At 43.8% G+C, this 15678-nt stretch carries 11 protein-coding genes; 4 read left to right on the top strand and 7 right to left on the bottom strand.

The window, feature by feature from the left end; translation table 11 throughout:
- Nucleotides 1-9 precede the first annotated feature (9 nt).
- Entirely contained in the window at nucleotides 10-2580 is a 2571-nt protein-coding gene (gene leuS, locus PSE7429_RS08190) for a leucine--tRNA ligase (protein ID WP_009626663.1), read from the bottom strand.
- Between the two features lie 132 nt (nucleotides 2581-2712).
- On the opposite strand from leuS, the gene PSE7429_RS08185 reads away from it, so the two are divergent.
- A complete protein-coding gene (locus PSE7429_RS08185) occupies nucleotides 2713-3291 on the top strand; it encodes a Uma2 family endonuclease (RefSeq protein WP_009626662.1) in 579 nt (192 codons plus the stop codon).
- On the opposite strand, the gene PSE7429_RS08180 is transcribed toward PSE7429_RS08185, so the two are convergent.
- From PSE7429_RS08180 to PSE7429_RS26725, 4 genes are all read right to left on the bottom strand, one after another.
- Nucleotides 3269-3892, bottom strand: coding sequence for a Uma2 family endonuclease (locus tag PSE7429_RS08180; RefSeq protein ID WP_040687777.1), 624 nt, complete (start codon nucleotides 3890-3892; stop codon nucleotides 3269-3271). The genes PSE7429_RS08185 and PSE7429_RS08180 overlap by 23 nt on opposite strands.
- A gap of 332 nt (nucleotides 3893-4224) precedes the next feature.
- The gene (gene uvrC / locus PSE7429_RS08175) at nucleotides 4225-6102 is read right to left on the bottom strand and encodes an excinuclease ABC subunit UvrC (protein ID WP_202950417.1); all 1878 of its coding nucleotides are present in this window, start codon (nucleotides 6100-6102) and stop codon (nucleotides 4225-4227) included.
- Nucleotides 6103-6355: 253 nt separating this feature from the next.
- On the bottom strand, nucleotides 6356-7021 hold the full coding sequence (locus PSE7429_RS08170; RefSeq protein ID WP_009626659.1) for a DUF4033 domain-containing protein: 666 nt from the start codon (nucleotides 7019-7021) through the stop codon (nucleotides 6356-6358).
- Nucleotides 7022-7202: 181 nt separating this feature from the next.
- Nucleotides 7203-7961 carry an acetate/propionate family kinase gene (locus PSE7429_RS26725; protein WP_009626658.1) on the bottom strand — a complete coding sequence of 253 codons (759 nt, stop codon included), beginning with the start codon at nucleotides 7959-7961 and terminating at the stop codon, nucleotides 7203-7205.
- Between the two features lie 990 nt (nucleotides 7962-8951).
- On the opposite strand from PSE7429_RS26725, the gene PSE7429_RS08160 reads away from it, so the two are divergent.
- Nucleotides 8952-10145, top strand: coding sequence for a class I SAM-dependent methyltransferase (locus PSE7429_RS08160; protein ID WP_009626657.1), 1194 nt, complete (start codon nucleotides 8952-8954; stop codon nucleotides 10143-10145).
- A 255-nt stretch (nucleotides 10146-10400) separates the two neighbouring features.
- On the opposite strand, the gene PSE7429_RS08155 is transcribed toward PSE7429_RS08160, so the two are convergent.
- Together PSE7429_RS08155 and PSE7429_RS08150 are read right to left on the bottom strand one after the other, a co-directional pair.
- Nucleotides 10401-11267: an alpha/beta fold hydrolase gene (locus tag PSE7429_RS08155; protein ID WP_009626656.1), complete on the bottom strand. Its 867-nt coding sequence runs from the start codon at nucleotides 11265-11267 to the stop codon at nucleotides 10401-10403.
- 513 nt (nucleotides 11268-11780) lie between these two features.
- Nucleotides 11781-12554 carry a sulfite exporter TauE/SafE family protein gene (locus tag PSE7429_RS08150; protein WP_040687785.1) on the bottom strand — a complete coding sequence of 258 codons (774 nt, stop codon included), beginning with the start codon at nucleotides 12552-12554 and terminating at the stop codon, nucleotides 11781-11783.
- Between the two features lie 367 nt (nucleotides 12555-12921).
- On the opposite strand from PSE7429_RS08150, the gene PSE7429_RS08145 reads away from it, so the two are divergent.
- Both PSE7429_RS08145 and serA read left to right on the top strand, forming a co-directional pair.
- A complete protein-coding gene (locus tag PSE7429_RS08145; protein WP_009626654.1) occupies nucleotides 12922-13551 on the top strand; it encodes a CHRD domain-containing protein in 630 nt (209 codons plus the stop codon).
- 398 nt (nucleotides 13552-13949) lie between these two features.
- Nucleotides 13950-15533 carry a phosphoglycerate dehydrogenase gene (gene serA / locus PSE7429_RS08140; protein WP_009626653.1) on the top strand — a complete coding sequence of 528 codons (1584 nt, stop codon included), beginning with the start codon at nucleotides 13950-13952 and terminating at the stop codon, nucleotides 15531-15533.
- Nucleotides 15534-15678: the final 145 nt, after the last annotated feature.

Raw genomic sequence — 15678 nt, 5'->3', positions numbered from 1 at the left:
TTTAAAAGCCTAGACAACTACAAAATTCACCAACTTTCCAGGAACTGCAATCACCTTCTTAATCTCCTTACCTTCGAGATACTTCTGCGCCGCATCCGAACTACGCGCATATTCCTCTAAGGCTTGCTTATCGTTGCTGGCGCTAGATGGCACTTGGAGACTACCGCGCACTTTGCCATTGATTTGGATGACGAGCGTAATCTCATCAACGGTGAGCGCATCGGGATCATGGGTAAGCCAAGACTGCAAATGAATCGAGCCTTCATTCCCAATTAATGACCAAAGTTCCTCAGCAATGTGCGGGGCAAAGGGAGCAAGCAAAGTTAAGAGAGTTTCGATACCTTCTAAGAAAGTAGCCGAACTCTTATCTTCAGCATCTTGCAATGCGTTACTGAGCTTCATCATTTCCGAAATGGCGGTATTCAATTGATAGCCTCCATCGAAATCTTCGGACACTTCCTTAATAGCGATGTGAATTGCTCGGCGGAGATTCTTATCAACTTTCTTAGAGATACCATTCTGCTTAGTTTCGGCAAAACTAGACACCAATCGCCATACCCGATTTAAGAAGCGTTGTTGACCTTCGACATCGGCATCTTCCCATTCCAAATCCTTTTCAGGAGGAGCTTTAAAAAGAGTGAACATCCGCAAAGTGTCAGCTCCATATTTAGCGATCGCCTGTTCAGGCGATACACCATTGCCCTTAGATTTGGACATCGTGGCAAAGAGAGCTTGCAAAGGTTCGCCAGTTTTGGGATCTTTGGGATCTTTAGGATCGACTAAAGCCGAAGGAACCCATTTGTCCTTACCACCCTTGTTCGGGTTCATGTAGGTCAAGCCCTGCACCATGCCCTGTGTGAGCAATCTCGTAAAGGGTTCATCGAAATTGAGCAATCCGCGATCGCGTAAAACCTTAGTCACAAAACGGGAATAGAGCAAATGCAAAATCGCATGTTCTACACCACCGACATATTGATCGACGGGCATCCAGTTATTAATAGCATTGCGATCGCCAATTTCTTGATCATTCCGCGCATCGGCAAACCGCAAGAAATACCAAGAAGAATCGATAAAGGTATCCATCGTATCGGTTTCGCGCTTAGCAGCCGTGCCACATTTAGGACAGGGGACATTTACCCAAGAATCTAATTGTGCCAAGGGGGACGCGCCACGACCTGTGAGTTCGACATCTTCGGGCAAAGCGATCGGTAAGTCGGCATGGGGAACGGGAACTATTCCGCATTTCGGACAATGGATGACGGGAATCGGACAGCCCCAATATCTTTGGCGCGAAATCAACCAATCACGCAAGCGATAGGTGATTTTAGCGTTTCCCCATTGATTCTTTTCTGCAAGTTCTACAATTTTAGTTTTCGCCGTTACGGAATCCAATCCGTCAAACTCTCCCGAATTGATCATGATGCCTGCTTCGGTGTAAGCAGCTTTCAGCGCTTTATCGGTTGCATTAGGGGCATTAATTACGATTTGAATCGGAAGATTGTACTGCTTCGCAAAGGCGAAATCGCGAACATCATGGGCAGGAACGCCCATCACTGCGCCTGTGCCATATTCAAAGAGAACGTAATCGGCAATCCAAATAGGAACTTCTTTGCCAGTGAATGGATTAAACACGCTTGCGCCGATCGCTATGCCACGTTTGGGGCGATCATCGGAAGTGCGATCAATCTCGCTGAGATTTTTGACTTCTTCGATAAATTTGCTGACGGCTTCTTTTTGATCGGCAGTAGTTAAAGTCTCGACGAGCGGATGCTCAGGGGCAAGCACGACATAGCTCACACCATAAACCGTATCGGGTCGCGTCGTAAAAACAGTAATTTTCTCTTCACTGCCAACAATTGGGAAACTTAGCTCTGCGCCTGTGGACTTGCCGATCCAGTTGGCTTGCATGATCTTGACATTAGAGGGCCAGTCATTGAGTTTGTCTAAATCCTGCAAAAGCTGTTCGGCATAATCGGTTATTTTCAAAAACCATTGACGCAATTTGCGCTTCTCCACCAACGCGCCCGATCGCCAAGATCTGCCTTCACTATCGACTTGTTCATTGGCAATTACGGTTTGGTCAATCGGATCCCAATTAACCTTAGCTTCCTTTTGATAAGCCAAACCTGCTTCTAAGAATTGCAAAAAAATCCATTGTGTCCATTTGTAATAGTCGGGCGAACAGGTAGCTAACTCACGCTCCCAATCGTAGGATAAGCCCACTTGCTGAAGTTGCGATCGCATATTGTCGATATTGGCATAAGTCCATTTCGCAGGATGGGTATTGCGATCGATCGCCGCATTTTCCGCAGGCAAGCCGAACGCATCCCAACCCATGGGGTGCAATACTTGATAGCCTTGCATTCTTTTATAACGAGCAATGACATCGGTGATCGTATAGTTGCGGACATGCCCCATATGCAGATCACCCGATGGATAGGGAAACATTGACAGCGCATAGAATTTCTTTTTTTTGGTTTCAGAACCAATTGCGTCGTTATTTACCTTGTCAAGTTGTTTCTCGGCCCAAACTTTTTGCCACTTGGGTTCGATCTGCTGGGGATTGTATCTAGTGTCCATTACTTATCAATCAATATGCGAAAATATGCGAATAAGAAAGCAAGCGATCTCAGCGATCGCGAGTCTTGAATCTTAATAATACTAAATATTTAGCATGAAAGCTCTAACCTACCTGAATTGAGGTGAAATACGATGACAGCCCAACTAGTTACACCCAATTTTACGAGCAATATTCATAGATTTACGGTGCAGCAATACCATCTCATGCACGAGGCGGGGGTGTTTGCGGAAGGGGATCGCTATGAATTAATTAATGGAGAAATCAGAGAAATGTCGCCAATTGGCATCAAGCACGCGGTTTGTGTGGCAAAAACAGCAAGATTGTTTCAAATCAAATTAGGCGATCAGATAATTATTTGGTCACAGAACCCCATTCGCCTATCAAATCATTCAGAACCGCAACCAGATATTGCCATTCTCAAATGGCGTGATGATTTTTATGCTAGTGCTTTGCCAACGCCAGAGGATATTTTATTAGTCATCGAAGTTGCTGATAGCACGATCGCCTATGACCGTGATGTAAAAATGCCTTTATACGCCGCCAATGGGATTCCTGAAATGTGGCTATTTGATGTCAATCAGCAAATTATCGAAGGATATTCCCAACCATCAGCTTCAGGCTATAAGCGATCGCAGCGCTATGAGCAGGGTGATACGCTCTCTCTGCTTCCATTTCCTGATGTGATTTTTAATTGGGAAGCCCTGATCTAAAAACTTGATTGGCGGTGAGGTTTAGCTCAGGGAAAATTTGCGAAATTAGGCGATCGCTATTTTGAAATTTGCTAATTTGATATTCTCCATCCACCAAATTACAAACCGAGATGGTCGGTTGCTTGGGATTACCGATAAAGTTGCGTCCACCTAATGCAGCATAATCAATAATCCAATATTCAGCTATTCCCATCTCTTCATAATCGGCAAATTTCAAATGATAATCATCTCGCCAATTAGTAGATACAATTTTGATCGCTAAAGGTATGGATGCACCCTGACTAAGCACTGATTCTTTTTTCCATCGTGGTTCATTGGGCAGATTGGCGCGATTTACTACTAATATGTCTGGGAAATATCCAGAATCTTTGCCTTCAGGTCTGACGATTACTTGATTAGGAATGCCGTATGGTAGTCCCAATCGTTTGATTTCAAAGGGGATTTCTACACCCAAAAAGCTTTTAATTTCTTCGTGATCTCCAACTGGTTGAGCCATTTCAACAATATTTCCGTTACGTAGTTCGTAACGCACGTCAGAATTTTCAGGAAGAAATTCCACAAATTCATCAAAGGTCGTAACTTTCGGTAAGGTTTGGGTCATCATGGTGGGTATGATTTGCCTACGACAAAAATATTATTTCTATATTATCAGGTTCATTTCGTTTTTGTTAAAAGCGATCGCCCCTGCCCCGATCATACTTTCGATCCAGTCGTAGAAAAACTTCTAAAGTCAAGCAGAGCATTCCAATTAGAAGGAAGGAAATAGAAGTTTTTCAGTATATTTATCGCAAGGAATAAAGGCAGTTTTTCAGTGGCGATTATATCTGCTATCCATTAAGTAGTTAAGCATAATTAAAAACCAAAACTAGAGAGCGTACCGCCCGCGTAGCGGGCGGTACGCTCATCTAGGGTTTAAGTTTACTTATGCTTAGATTAGTTAGTGGAAGGGTGGAAGTGTTCGTAAATATGTTGGGCTAATTTTTTGCCAATTCCTTCTGTCTCTGCGATCTGCTCGACGGTGGCTTGGCGAATATATTCAACGGAATGAAACTTCTCCAGCAATACTTTCTGGCGATGATGTCCTAAACCTGTAATCTGATCGAGGTGCGATCGCTGCATCCTCTGAGTACGTTTTTTGCGGTGAAATGTAATCGCAAAACGGTGAGCCTCATCGCGTAATCTTCTTAACACCTGTACCCCAGCCCGTTCTGGATCGCCGCCAATCAATGGCTCCGATTGTTCGGGTAAGAAGATCTCTTCCCGTTTTTTGGCAAGGCTAATGACCGTAAGGCGATCGCGTAACCCTAATTTATCAATGATTTTCATTACCGATGAAAGCTGTCCCTTTCCGCCATCAATCATGACGACATCGGGTAAATCATCTTCTGGGGGATTGGTGATTGGGGATTGGTAATTGGCGTGATTTTTAAACCTTCGGGCGATAACTTCTGCCAGACTGGCGAAGTCGTCGGAATGACCAGTTTGAATATCGGGATTGCGGATTTTGTAGTGACGATAATGCTGTTTGGCGGGAATGCCGTCAATAAATACCACTTGACTCGCTACGGCATCCGAGCCTTGAATGTGGGAAATGTCATAGCCTTCAATCCGATGGGGAAGACTATCTAGATTAAGAATTTCCGCAAGGTCTTCCAATCCCTGTAAATTGCGATCGCTTTGTTTTTGGATTCGGGCTAATTCATATTGAGCATTGCGTTCTACCATTTCGATGAGTTCCGCTTTAAGCTGGCGTTGGGGGGTGGCGATCGCGACTTTGCGCCCCTTGCGATCGCTCAGCCAGGCCTGCAAGATTTCGACTTCGGGAAGTTCTAATTGGGTATGGACTTCATTGGGAATCTCTACGGGATCGCAATTTTGATAGTGAGCCTCTAACGTCCGTTGCAAGATCGCTTCGGGGATGTCACTCTGACTATCAGCGACAAAAGCCAAACGTCCCACTAAGCGTCCTGCCCTAATCTGAAAAAGCTGGATGCAGGTATGTTGAGCGTCGTAGGCAAGGGCGATCGCATCGCGGGAAACCGTATCATCGGGCAGCGATACTTTCTGATCGGCTCCTAAATTTTTCAGCACTTGAATGCGATCGCGGAGATCAGCAGCCTTCTCAAATTCCAAATCTGCGGCAGCAGTTTCCATCTTTTCGGTAAAGGATTCCACCAACTCACTCGACCGACCCTGAAAGATCATCGCCACTCGCATGACGATCTTCTGATAATCCGCTGGTGAAATCTTTTCCTGACATACTCCAGGACATAAGCCTATGTCATAGTTCAGGCAAGGACGATCCTTAAACATGGGAACAGGTCTTTGCCGTAAGGGAAAAGCACGTTTGATAATTCCTAAAGTACGTTTGAGATTAAATACATCCACATAGGGACCATAGTACTTATCTTTTGTGCCGCCCATCCTCCGTTTGCGCGTAATAAAAATGCGTGGATAGTCTTCCGACCAAGTGATACAAACGTAAGGATATTTCTTATCGTCTTTGAGAAGAACGTTGTAATAGGGTTGATATTGCTTAATTAGATTGGCTTCGAGGGCAAGGGCTTCGGCTTCGGAGTCAGTAACAATAAACTCGATCTCATGCACTAACTGCACCATCATGGCGATGCGCGGCGATAAGTCCTGACTACTGCGAAAATACGATCGCACTCGATTGCGGAGTGCTTTGGACTTACCAATATAGATCACCCCATCTTGGCGATCGCGCATAAAATAAACCCCTGCTTCCAAAGGGATTTCCTTTAATCGCGCCTGTAGTTTTTCAGGATTTTGCAATAGTGGATCAGTCATAAATCCAATCATATCAAATCCTTATATAGCTGTCGCCACTCGCGTACCTAATACCAATTCACGAAAGTGTTGTCACACTTTCGTAAATTAAAAACTAAACCTAGTAAGGGTTTTTAAGTTAAGAAATGGCGTAGCCATTTCTTAACTTGGTAATAAGAAGAGAATGCAGCGCTTCGCGCCGCATTCTTTTCTTGGGGTTTAATTATGATGATTAGGCGATCGCCAAAACCATCAACCCAAAATCGGGTTAACTTCAGGCTAATTTGGGGCAAGCAGATGCTGCCAAGCTTGCCGTTGGGCATTGGTGCTTTAGACATGACTGCGTAAAGGCTTCATCCAGTTCTGGATCGGTGGGCATTTGCCCAAAGATCATTTTGCAACTGAGGTCTTCAAAGTTGGGGGTCATGGTGAGTGGAATTCCAAACTTCTCGGTAAAAAATACTTGCGTGGGTACTTTACACATATTGACACACATGCCCACACAGCCACTATCAACCAGATAGCGACATTTTTTGATATGAACTGCCGATGGTTGCGATCGCAGGGTTCCATCTTCCAAATTGATCTCGGCTTCAATAACCTCGCAGGGACCAACTAACCACTCAAACATTTGCGCCGCAAACCATGCATTGAGAACGCATACGAGCCTTGTCGGAGAGAAAAAAGTACGGATTGCCCAGAGCGCTGGCGACGGAACTAAAGATTGCAATACTTTAGCAACTAGGATCTGCTGTTCTTGGGCATTACGTCCCTGCATAATTTGTTTTGATAGCTCAACAAAGCCCTCGTACCCCCCAATTGTCGTCCCTTTGCCTAAAGCTTCTGACATTTTGCGAGAAAACAGCCAGATAAACATGCGATCTATAAAATTGTCATTGTATTCATCTCTGGCAATAGTTTGTAGGGCTTTAGGCTGCATAGATTAAGTTAAATCAGACTACCAAGATTTGCTGTAACGATTTTAACTGAATTTGCAATCATATGGATCCTATGAATGGTGTGAATGGTGGAGCTAGTCCTATCTCAAACGTCTTATGACTTAGCGATCGCTTGATAGAGAAATGGGGATAGATTAAATCTCATTAAGCGTTAGCGATCGCTTAAACTTCTTGAGAATTAATCACCAACACACGCACTTTAGAACTAGTTGTGGCAATGTCTTCATCAACAGGATCATTTTGATTTTGTTTTAAATTAAGTTTTAATCCCAGAAATCCCAAGGACTGACAAATAAGTTCGCGGACAATCTCCGAGTTCTCACTTAATTCCGACGTAAACACGATCGCATCCATACCACCTAGACTCATCAGCATAGAACCAAGGCAAGATCTCAACCGATGAATGTATATATCTAAGGCTTGTTTTGCTCTAGAGCGCTCTGTATCGATCACAGATCCCGCAGATTTTAGATTATCAGATTTCGTAGAAGTAGTAACTAAACTCGATTCCCTGTCTGCTTCTTGATTGGATGAAGCTTGAGGATCATTATCCTGTCGCATCATCTCATTCAAAACATCAGTATCAATTGAGCCAGAGCTATAGTCGATCATCAAACCTTCTAAAGGGGTAAATCCAGTCGCCGTATCGATGATCTGACCATTGTGAATGGCAGCAAGAGAACAACCACTATCTAAATTACAAGTTATCAGTCGTAATTCTCTAATATCTCGCTTTAAGACTTCAGCGGAGCGCTGAGCGCAATAATAGTGAATGCTTTCATTTAGTCCATAATGTTGCTTATCCACTTCTATAGGACTACTAGAGAGGGTAGAGATGGTAGCTAGATTAGCAACAGGAGAAGTAGTTTGAGGTTTGTCATCGGTAATGTCATCGTCTTCCTCTAAGAGTGGCTTGACCACAATCTCCTCCCAATCTAAATCAAGCCTTGCACAAATTTCAAAAAATACGTATCGATCAACAGGCTTCCCTGCAAAAAAGCGCCAAATCGGCTGCCTTGTTTTGATACCTACTTCCTCAGCAAGATAATCTTGCGTCCAACCTTTATGAGCAAACCGCTTTTTAGCCTGCTTTATACCTGCTGCTGATGCTTTTAATGATCGCTTAGAGATAACAGGAACCTCCTATTCTTAATTTTAGTAATACATATTAATTCTAGCTAAAAGCTGATAGGTTCAATGTATATATTTAAGACAAAATCAAACATTTTGAGCAAATCAAACATTTATTATTATAGCAACAAAAAAATAGCTAGGACTAAGCACAACCTAAAAGGCGAGTGGTGACGGGAATTGCCTTCACCAACTGCCTTTTGGGTTTATACCCTAAGTAAATATTCCGTTACTACATATAAAAAAGATAGTCATAATATTTCAATTTTTCAAGAGAATTGTTTGATTTTAAAATTAATGTTTGATTTTGATTGACAAGCTAAAAATTGATAAGCTAAAAATTGATAATTAACGTGAGTTCGGAATAGTTTGAAACAGGCTTTGAGAAAGGGTTTGCGTAGCCCCCCTTTCTCAAAGCCCAAAAGTAAAAGCCTTGCTACGCAAGGCTTTTACTTTTGGGCTTTTAAAATTTGCCAGCTTAATCCGAACTGACGTTAATTAGCCAGGCATAAAACTTAAAACCTAGAAGAGCATACCGCCCGCGCAGCGGGCGGTATGCTCTTCTAGGTTTTAAGTTTACTTATGCCTACTCCCTTCCCACCAAAGAAATAGACATACAAAACCAAGAATTAGCGTTGCGGAGCGAAGCGCCGCAACGTCTAATTTTTCACTGGGAAGGGAGTAGCTAGTTATTAAGGAATATTGAGGGGGAACCGATAACCAAGGCAATACTGGCGTTAAAATATTAAACCAATAATAAAACAATTCTAAAAAATATCTATGTCCGATTCTAAGGTCAGTGCTGCCGTAGCGAGCCTTTACAATACCTATCCCTTTCCCCCAGAACCAATCCTAGACGAACCACCTCCTGGATATAACTGGCGTTGGAATTGGCAGGCTGCCTATAATTTTTGCACTGGGCAAAAACCTGCTAAAGACAATATTCGGATTCTTGATGCTGGCTGTGGATCGGGGGTCAGCACTGAGTATCTAGTACATCTCAATCCTGAAGCAAATGTCGTGGGGATCGATCTTAGTGAAGGAACCTTGGCTGTCGCCAAGGAACGTTGCAAAAGTTCGGGAGCAACTAGAGTTGAATTCCATCATCTCAGTTTGTTTGATGCCGATCGCCTTGAAGGTGAATTCGATCTGATCAACTCGGTCGGAGTCCTCCACCATACCGCCGATCCCATTCGAGGTATTCAGGTATTAGCCAATAAGCTTGCTCCTGGGGGACTGTTACATATCTTTGTCTATGGCGAATTAGGACGTTGGGAAATTCGTTTAATGCAAGAAGCGATCGCCTTATTGCAAGGCGATCGCCGTGGCGATTACGTTGATGGCGTAAAAATTGGCAGGGAAATCTTTGCTAATCTGCCTGAAACGAATCCTTTACGCCGTCGCGAGAAAGAACGTTGGGAAATGGAAAATACACAGGATGCCTGTTTTGCTGATATGTACGTGCATCCCCAAGAAATTAATTACAATGTGAATACCGTATTTGAATTAATCGATGCATCGGGATTAGAATTTCTTGGCTTCTCGAATCCACAGGTTTGGGATTTAGCGCGATTAATTGGCAAAGTACCCGACTTAATGGAACGATCGCAACATCTTACAGAACGTCAACGCTATCGCCTAATCGAAGTTCTTGATCCCCATACAATTTCGCATTACGAGTTCTTTTTGGCACGTCCACCTATTCCTAAAAAGACTTGGCAAGTTGACGAAGATTTACTTGCCGCAATTCCCGAACCTAGCCCCTGTATCTATGGCTGGAAAGATAGTCCTAGTTTCTTCGATTATAATTATCAGCTTGCGCGCATCAGCGACGCTGAATGGAAGTTCCTATTAGCTTGTGACGAGAATCAGACAAAACAGCAAACTGTCGCTCAGATTTTACAATCCGTGGAGGCAAGCTTAGATGATGTGCGATCGCTCCAAAGGCAACAGGTGATTCTTTTGCAAGTTTGAGAGCCTACTTCCCATTAAGGATAGGCGGTACAAAGTACCGCCTATCCTTAACTATTTAATACCAAAGCTCAAAATGGCTATGCCATTTTGAGCTTTGAAAAACCTTACTGGGTTTGGTTTTTAATTTGAAACGGACTTTGGGAAAGGGTTTGCGTAGCAAACCCTTTCCCAAAGTCTAAAAGTAAAAGCCTTGCGTAGCAAGGCTTTTACTTTTAGACTTTGAGAATTTGCCAGCTTAACCCGAACTAACTTTATTTAGATACAAGAGGAAGCTACGGGTTTAGCTAATAAATCTAATAGAAGACGATGTAATAGATTTGTCTGTTCTAGCATTGCCATATGTCCACAATTAGGAAGCTCAAATACATTTTCACCATAGCCATTAAATGAAGGATGAAAACTTGCTAGGTGGCGCACGTACTTCGGTTCCATAATATTGTCATTTGCGCCAGCTATGAAATAAATAGGTTGGCTTAACTTGGAGACGATTTGCGGTAATTTATGAACTTCTTCTTCACTGGTCGAATCGAGCAAAGTTCCCTTTGCGGCTGCATATTTAGCAGACACAAAATCGATCGTTCGTTGTTTTCCCCAAAATAGATCCAGAGGGCTTTGAACGCTATCTTTCGCAAATTGTGCGTGGATGGGAGGTAGATTTTGTAACCAACGGGGGCGCAACTTTAAAATAATTTTGCCAGCACTCCGAAATTTTTCAAACTCTTCTTTAATATAAATTCCACCCCCCGCATTGAGACAAACTACACCCAAAATCCGATCACTTAACAAACTCGCTGCCCACAGAGCGATCGCACCTCCGAGGGAATGCCCCACCAACCAAACTTGAGAAATTTCTAAACGATCCAGTAACTCTTCGAGATCTCTTGCGTAGCTGATTAGCGAATATTCATCGCGATCGCCAATTTCAGATAGTCCAAACCCTCTTAAATCATAGGATAAACATTGAAAATCTAATTGCAAGCGATCGATTAGTGGTTTCCAGTAAGCTTGACTGAGCATCCAACCATGTAAAAAAGCGATAGTCGGAGCTGGGGGGCTGTCAACAGGAGGCGCAGGCGTGAGGTTATAGCTGTGTTTTGCTCCTTGAATGATGACATTAGACATATAGATAAAAGCCTATAGTTACAAACTAAATGCGATCGCTAACTCGATCATATAGCAAGACTGGGGCGTAACACCCCGAAGTCACCAGTGGGATAATTCCCATACATCCTCAAAAATAAACCTCATTGCTATTTTTTTTACGATTTTCCTGAATCCTCCTGTTTTGTCTAAATATTTTGTCTCAATATTACAGCGCGTTGCGCTCAAACCCAAACCAAGGAAATTGTTGAAAGCGTTGCTTCGCAAAGCTTTCAACAATTTCCTTGTAGTTCGTTTGATCGATAATTGCTGTAAGTAGCTGGGCATAATTAAAAACCAGAATCAAAACCTGTAGCGCACGCGCAGCGCGTGCGCTACAGGTTTTGGGGTTTTATATTTAATTGCACCTAGCTACTTAGCTAAAAAATCAAAAACCCAAAAAAGGAAGGTTGGCGCTTCACGCCAACCTTCCTTTTCTAAATATGCATTGTGCCTAGTTACCAAATACCCTTGGCAATAACCATACCTTTTCGGCTAAGGCAGCCAACTTTTCACAAAAAAGTAAAGGGTCATAGCCGCACCGACCCCAATTACAAAACGTCTCACGATGATTGGCGCAATTTTTTGGGCATAGTAAGCGCTGATATAGCCACCAATAGATGCCCCGATCGCGGCGATCGCCCCCTGTTGCCAAAGGATTACCCCAGCGAAGACAAAGGGAATCACTGTAATCGCATTAATACAACTGGTTAAGAGAGTTTTATAAGCATTCATCCGATTAATGTTGGTCATTCCCATTAGGGCAAAGGAGGCGAGGAACAAAATCCCCATGCCACCGCCAAAAAAACCTCCATAGACCGCTACCACCAACTGCAAAATTGCAATCAATACCGTTCTCAAAGATTGGAGTTGGGCGAATTTCGACTGTTGCTTTTCGACCCAGACCGTCAGTTTTTTGCTAAAGGCAAAAGCGAGCGTCGCAGTGAGCAACAAGTAGGGGAGAATGCGTAAAAAAACGATCGGTGGAGTTTTGAGCAGCAAAATTGCCCCCGCTAATCCACCGATCGCCCCCAGCACACAAATTTGGATCAATGCACGCTTGTCCTTGGCAAATTCATGACGATAGGCTCCTGCACTGGCTAAGGTACCTGGCAATAAAGCGATCGAATTGGTCGCATTGGCAGGGATCGGCGAAATACCAACAAACATCAATACAGGAAATAAAATAAAGCTTCCTCCTCCAGCAATTCCATTTAGCCCTCCTGCTAGCATTGCCGCCACAAAAATCAGTAAATACTGCACAACCACGAAATATACCCCTTGCAGAAGCACTGCAATAAATCCAAATCTATCTTTTCCACGTAAATACTTTTAGTCCTAAAACATCTAGCAAGAGTTGTATACCTCTTTTCAGGTGGTTTAATACCAATTCACGAAAGTGTTGTCACACTTTCGTGAATTGAAAACCAAACCCAGTAAGGGTTTGACAAGCTAAAAATGGCGTAGCTATTTTTAGCTTTGTTTTTTAGCTTTGGTTTTTAGTTTTGGTACTAAGTAGCTAGGCACAAAATATAAAACCCCAAAGACTGTGGCACAGCCTGCACCACAGTCTTTGTCTCAGTTTTTTATTATGTACAGCTAGGCAAAAACATTTTTTGAACACATTAAAACAACTATGATTCAGTTTCGCAGAAAGCCCCAGAAATTCTTATACAGTCTAGTTCTCAGCATTTGTGTCTGTTTGTTTGCCATCAGTATTAGCACTCCCGCCCATTCTATAAATCTTCCAACGGTTAACCCTCAGCTAATTGATACAGCTATAAATTATCAGCGCCAAGCCGAAGCAGAACTAATCGCCGAACAAACATCGATTGGTCAAAGTTATACCTTTAATCGCTTTGCGGCAATTTTGACTGGGGATGAAATCTACCCAAATGCTGTGTCAACGGCTGCTGCGGGTGTTGTAGGAGCGGCTCTTAGTGGCGATCGCTTGATTGTCCGAGGCGGTTTTTACGATCTAAGTAGCCCCTTACGAGACTATGCCACAGATCCTTTAGTGCCTCCCAATCCCAACATTACATCGGGCGTACATATTCACAAAGGTGCGCCTACTGCTAACGGAGCTTTCCAATACGCTTTACAAGTTACAGTTAACCCTAACGGTTTGAGTGGTGGACTTAAAGGAGAATATCAACTCACCTCCGAACAGCTCCAAGCTCTGAACAGCGGTGGTTTATACGTCGACCTTCATACCAAAGCTAACCGTGCAGGTGAATTGCGTGGCATTTTGAAATTACAGTCATAAAACCCCGAAGAGAGCCGTAGCGCTAAGCGCTACGGCTCTCTTTATTTCTCTCAAAGAGGCTTGATTTTAAGCAAACCTTTCTCTTTTAAGTAGTTCGGCATAATTAAAAACCAAAACCAGAGAGCATACCGCCCCCTGTGCGGGCGGTACGCTCTTCTAGGTTTTAAGTTTACTTATGCCTAGCTACTTAGGTGTTGCTAAGTGTTGACGAAATGCGGGAGCGTTCATTTTTGCTTTAATATTATTGATGTAAGCAATTATTGCCGTCTTAGTGTGTCTAAGCTGCGTGATATCTGGCGTTTATCTTGCATTTATTTTGAGTTAATTCAAGTGCGTTTAGGATTTAGAGCGTAGCCGCAAACTTTCCGCTATAGGCACTGGTACATTTTTTAATCGTTATGCCCAAAGTTCTCGTTTCTGACCCCATCGATCAAGTTGGTATCGATATCCTCTCTCAAGTCGCCACCGTTGACGTAAAAACTACCCTCAGCCCTGAAGAACTGATCCAAATTCTTCCTGAATACGATGCGATCATGATTCGCTCTGGCACCAAACTCACCAAAGAAGCTATCGAAGCTGGCAAAAACCTCAAAATCATCGGTCGTGCTGGTGTTGGGGTCGATAACGTAGACGTTCCTACCGCCACTCGCATGGGTATCGTGGTTGTCAACTCTCCTGAAGGCAATACGATCGCCGCCGCTGAACACACGATCGCGATGATGATGTCGCTATCCCGCTTTATTCCTGCGGCAAACCAATCTCTTAAAGGTGGTAAATGGGATCGTAAAAGTTTTACTGGCGTTGAAGTTTATAAAAAAACGCTTGGTATTCTCGGTTTAGGAAAAATCGGCTCCCATGTCGCTACCGTTGCTAAGGCCTTAGGAATGCGAATTCTTGCCTACGATCCATACTTAACCGCAGAGCGTGCGGAGAAACTGGGTGCGCATTTAGTAGAATTGGAAATTGTGTTGCGTGAGGCCGATTACATCACGCTCCATTTGCCAAAAACTAAAGAAACCCATCACTTAATTAATGCCGATCGCCTAGCGATTATGAAGGATGGTGTCAGAATCATCAACTGCGCTAGGGGCGGGATCATCGACGAAGTTGCGATCGCCGATGCCATTAAGAGTGGTAAAGTCGGCGGCATTGCCCTTGACGTATTTGAAAACGAGCCCCTTGAAGCTGAATCGGGCTTACGCGAACTCGGAGCCAATGTAATCTTGACTCCTCACCTCGGTGCATCTACCGAAGAAGCTCAAACTAACGTAGCCGTTGACGTAGCTGAGCAGATTCGCGATGTATTGCTTGGGTTACCCGCGCGATCGGCCGTTAACATTCCTGGGCTGCGTCCCGATGTATGGCAAAAACTCAAGCCCTACCTCCAACTTGCCGAGATGCTGGGCAATCTGGTCGGACAACTGGCTGGAGGACGTGTAGATACGCTCAACGTCAAGCTCCAAGGTGAAATTGCTAACAGCGAAAGCCAGCCAATCGTGGTAGCGGCCCTTAAAGGCTTGCTCACTCCTGCTCTGCGCGAGCGCGTTAATTTTGTTAATGCCAGTATTGAAGCCAAGGAACGCGGCATTCACGTTACCGAAACCCGCGATCCTTCCGTGGAAGACTACAGTGGTTCGATTCATCTCACCGCCCATGGTAGCCAAGGTCAACAGTCCGTAACTGGTGCATTGCTTGGTAAGTCGGAAATTCGGATTACTAGCATTAATGATTTCCCAATCAACGTTGCGCCTACGCACTATATGCTACTGACCCTTCACCGCGATATGCCTGGCATCATTGGCAGACTTGGCTCTCTCCTTGGCAATTTCAATGTCAATATCGCCAGTATGCAAGTCGGTCGTCGCATGGTGCGCGGTGAAGCCGTCATGGTCTTGAATATTGACGATCCCTTGCCTAGTGGTTTGCTAGATGAAGTCGTGCATATTCAAGGCGTAACTGATGCCTTTGTGGTCAAGCTGTAAAGGATTGCCAAGGCAAAGCTTTAAAAACTAATTGCTTCTTAAGGGTTTCCGAGCTAATTGCTTTAATCTCTAATTAGTTAGGCATAATTAAATATAAAACCCTAAAACCTGTAGCGCACGCGCAGCGTGCGCTACAGGTTTTGAT

Origin of the sequence: Pseudanabaena biceps PCC 7429, from assembly GCF_000332215.1 — a bacterium.
GTDB lineage: Bacteria > Cyanobacteriota > Cyanobacteriia > Pseudanabaenales > Pseudanabaenaceae > Pseudanabaena > Pseudanabaena biceps.
This window is presented reverse-complemented; position numbering and strand designations above follow the sequence as displayed.

Coding starts and splice junctions, on each gene's coding strand:
- PSE7429_RS08145 (WP_009626654.1), top strand. CDS start 12,922: ATGATTCAGTTTCGCAGAAAGCCCCAGAAATTCTTATACAGTCTAGTT.
- PSE7429_RS08170 (WP_009626659.1), bottom strand. CDS start 7,021: ATGCAGCCTAAAGCCCTACAAACTATTGCCAGAGATGAATACAATGAC.
- PSE7429_RS08155 (WP_009626656.1), bottom strand. CDS start 11,267: ATGTCTAATGTCATCATTCAAGGAGCAAAACACAGCTATAACCTCACG.
- uvrC (WP_202950417.1), bottom strand. CDS start 6,102: ATGACTGATCCACTATTGCAAAATCCTGAAAAACTACAGGCGCGATTA.
- PSE7429_RS08180 (WP_040687777.1), bottom strand. CDS start 3,892: ATGACCCAAACCTTACCGAAAGTTACGACCTTTGATGAATTTGTGGAA.
- leuS (WP_009626663.1), bottom strand. CDS start 2,580: ATGGACACTAGATACAATCCCCAGCAGATCGAACCCAAGTGGCAAAAA.
- PSE7429_RS08160 (WP_009626657.1), top strand. CDS start 8,952: ATGTCCGATTCTAAGGTCAGTGCTGCCGTAGCGAGCCTTTACAATACC.
- PSE7429_RS08185 (WP_009626662.1), top strand. CDS start 2,713: ATGACAGCCCAACTAGTTACACCCAATTTTACGAGCAATATTCATAGA.
- serA (WP_009626653.1), top strand. CDS start 13,950: ATGCCCAAAGTTCTCGTTTCTGACCCCATCGATCAAGTTGGTATCGAT.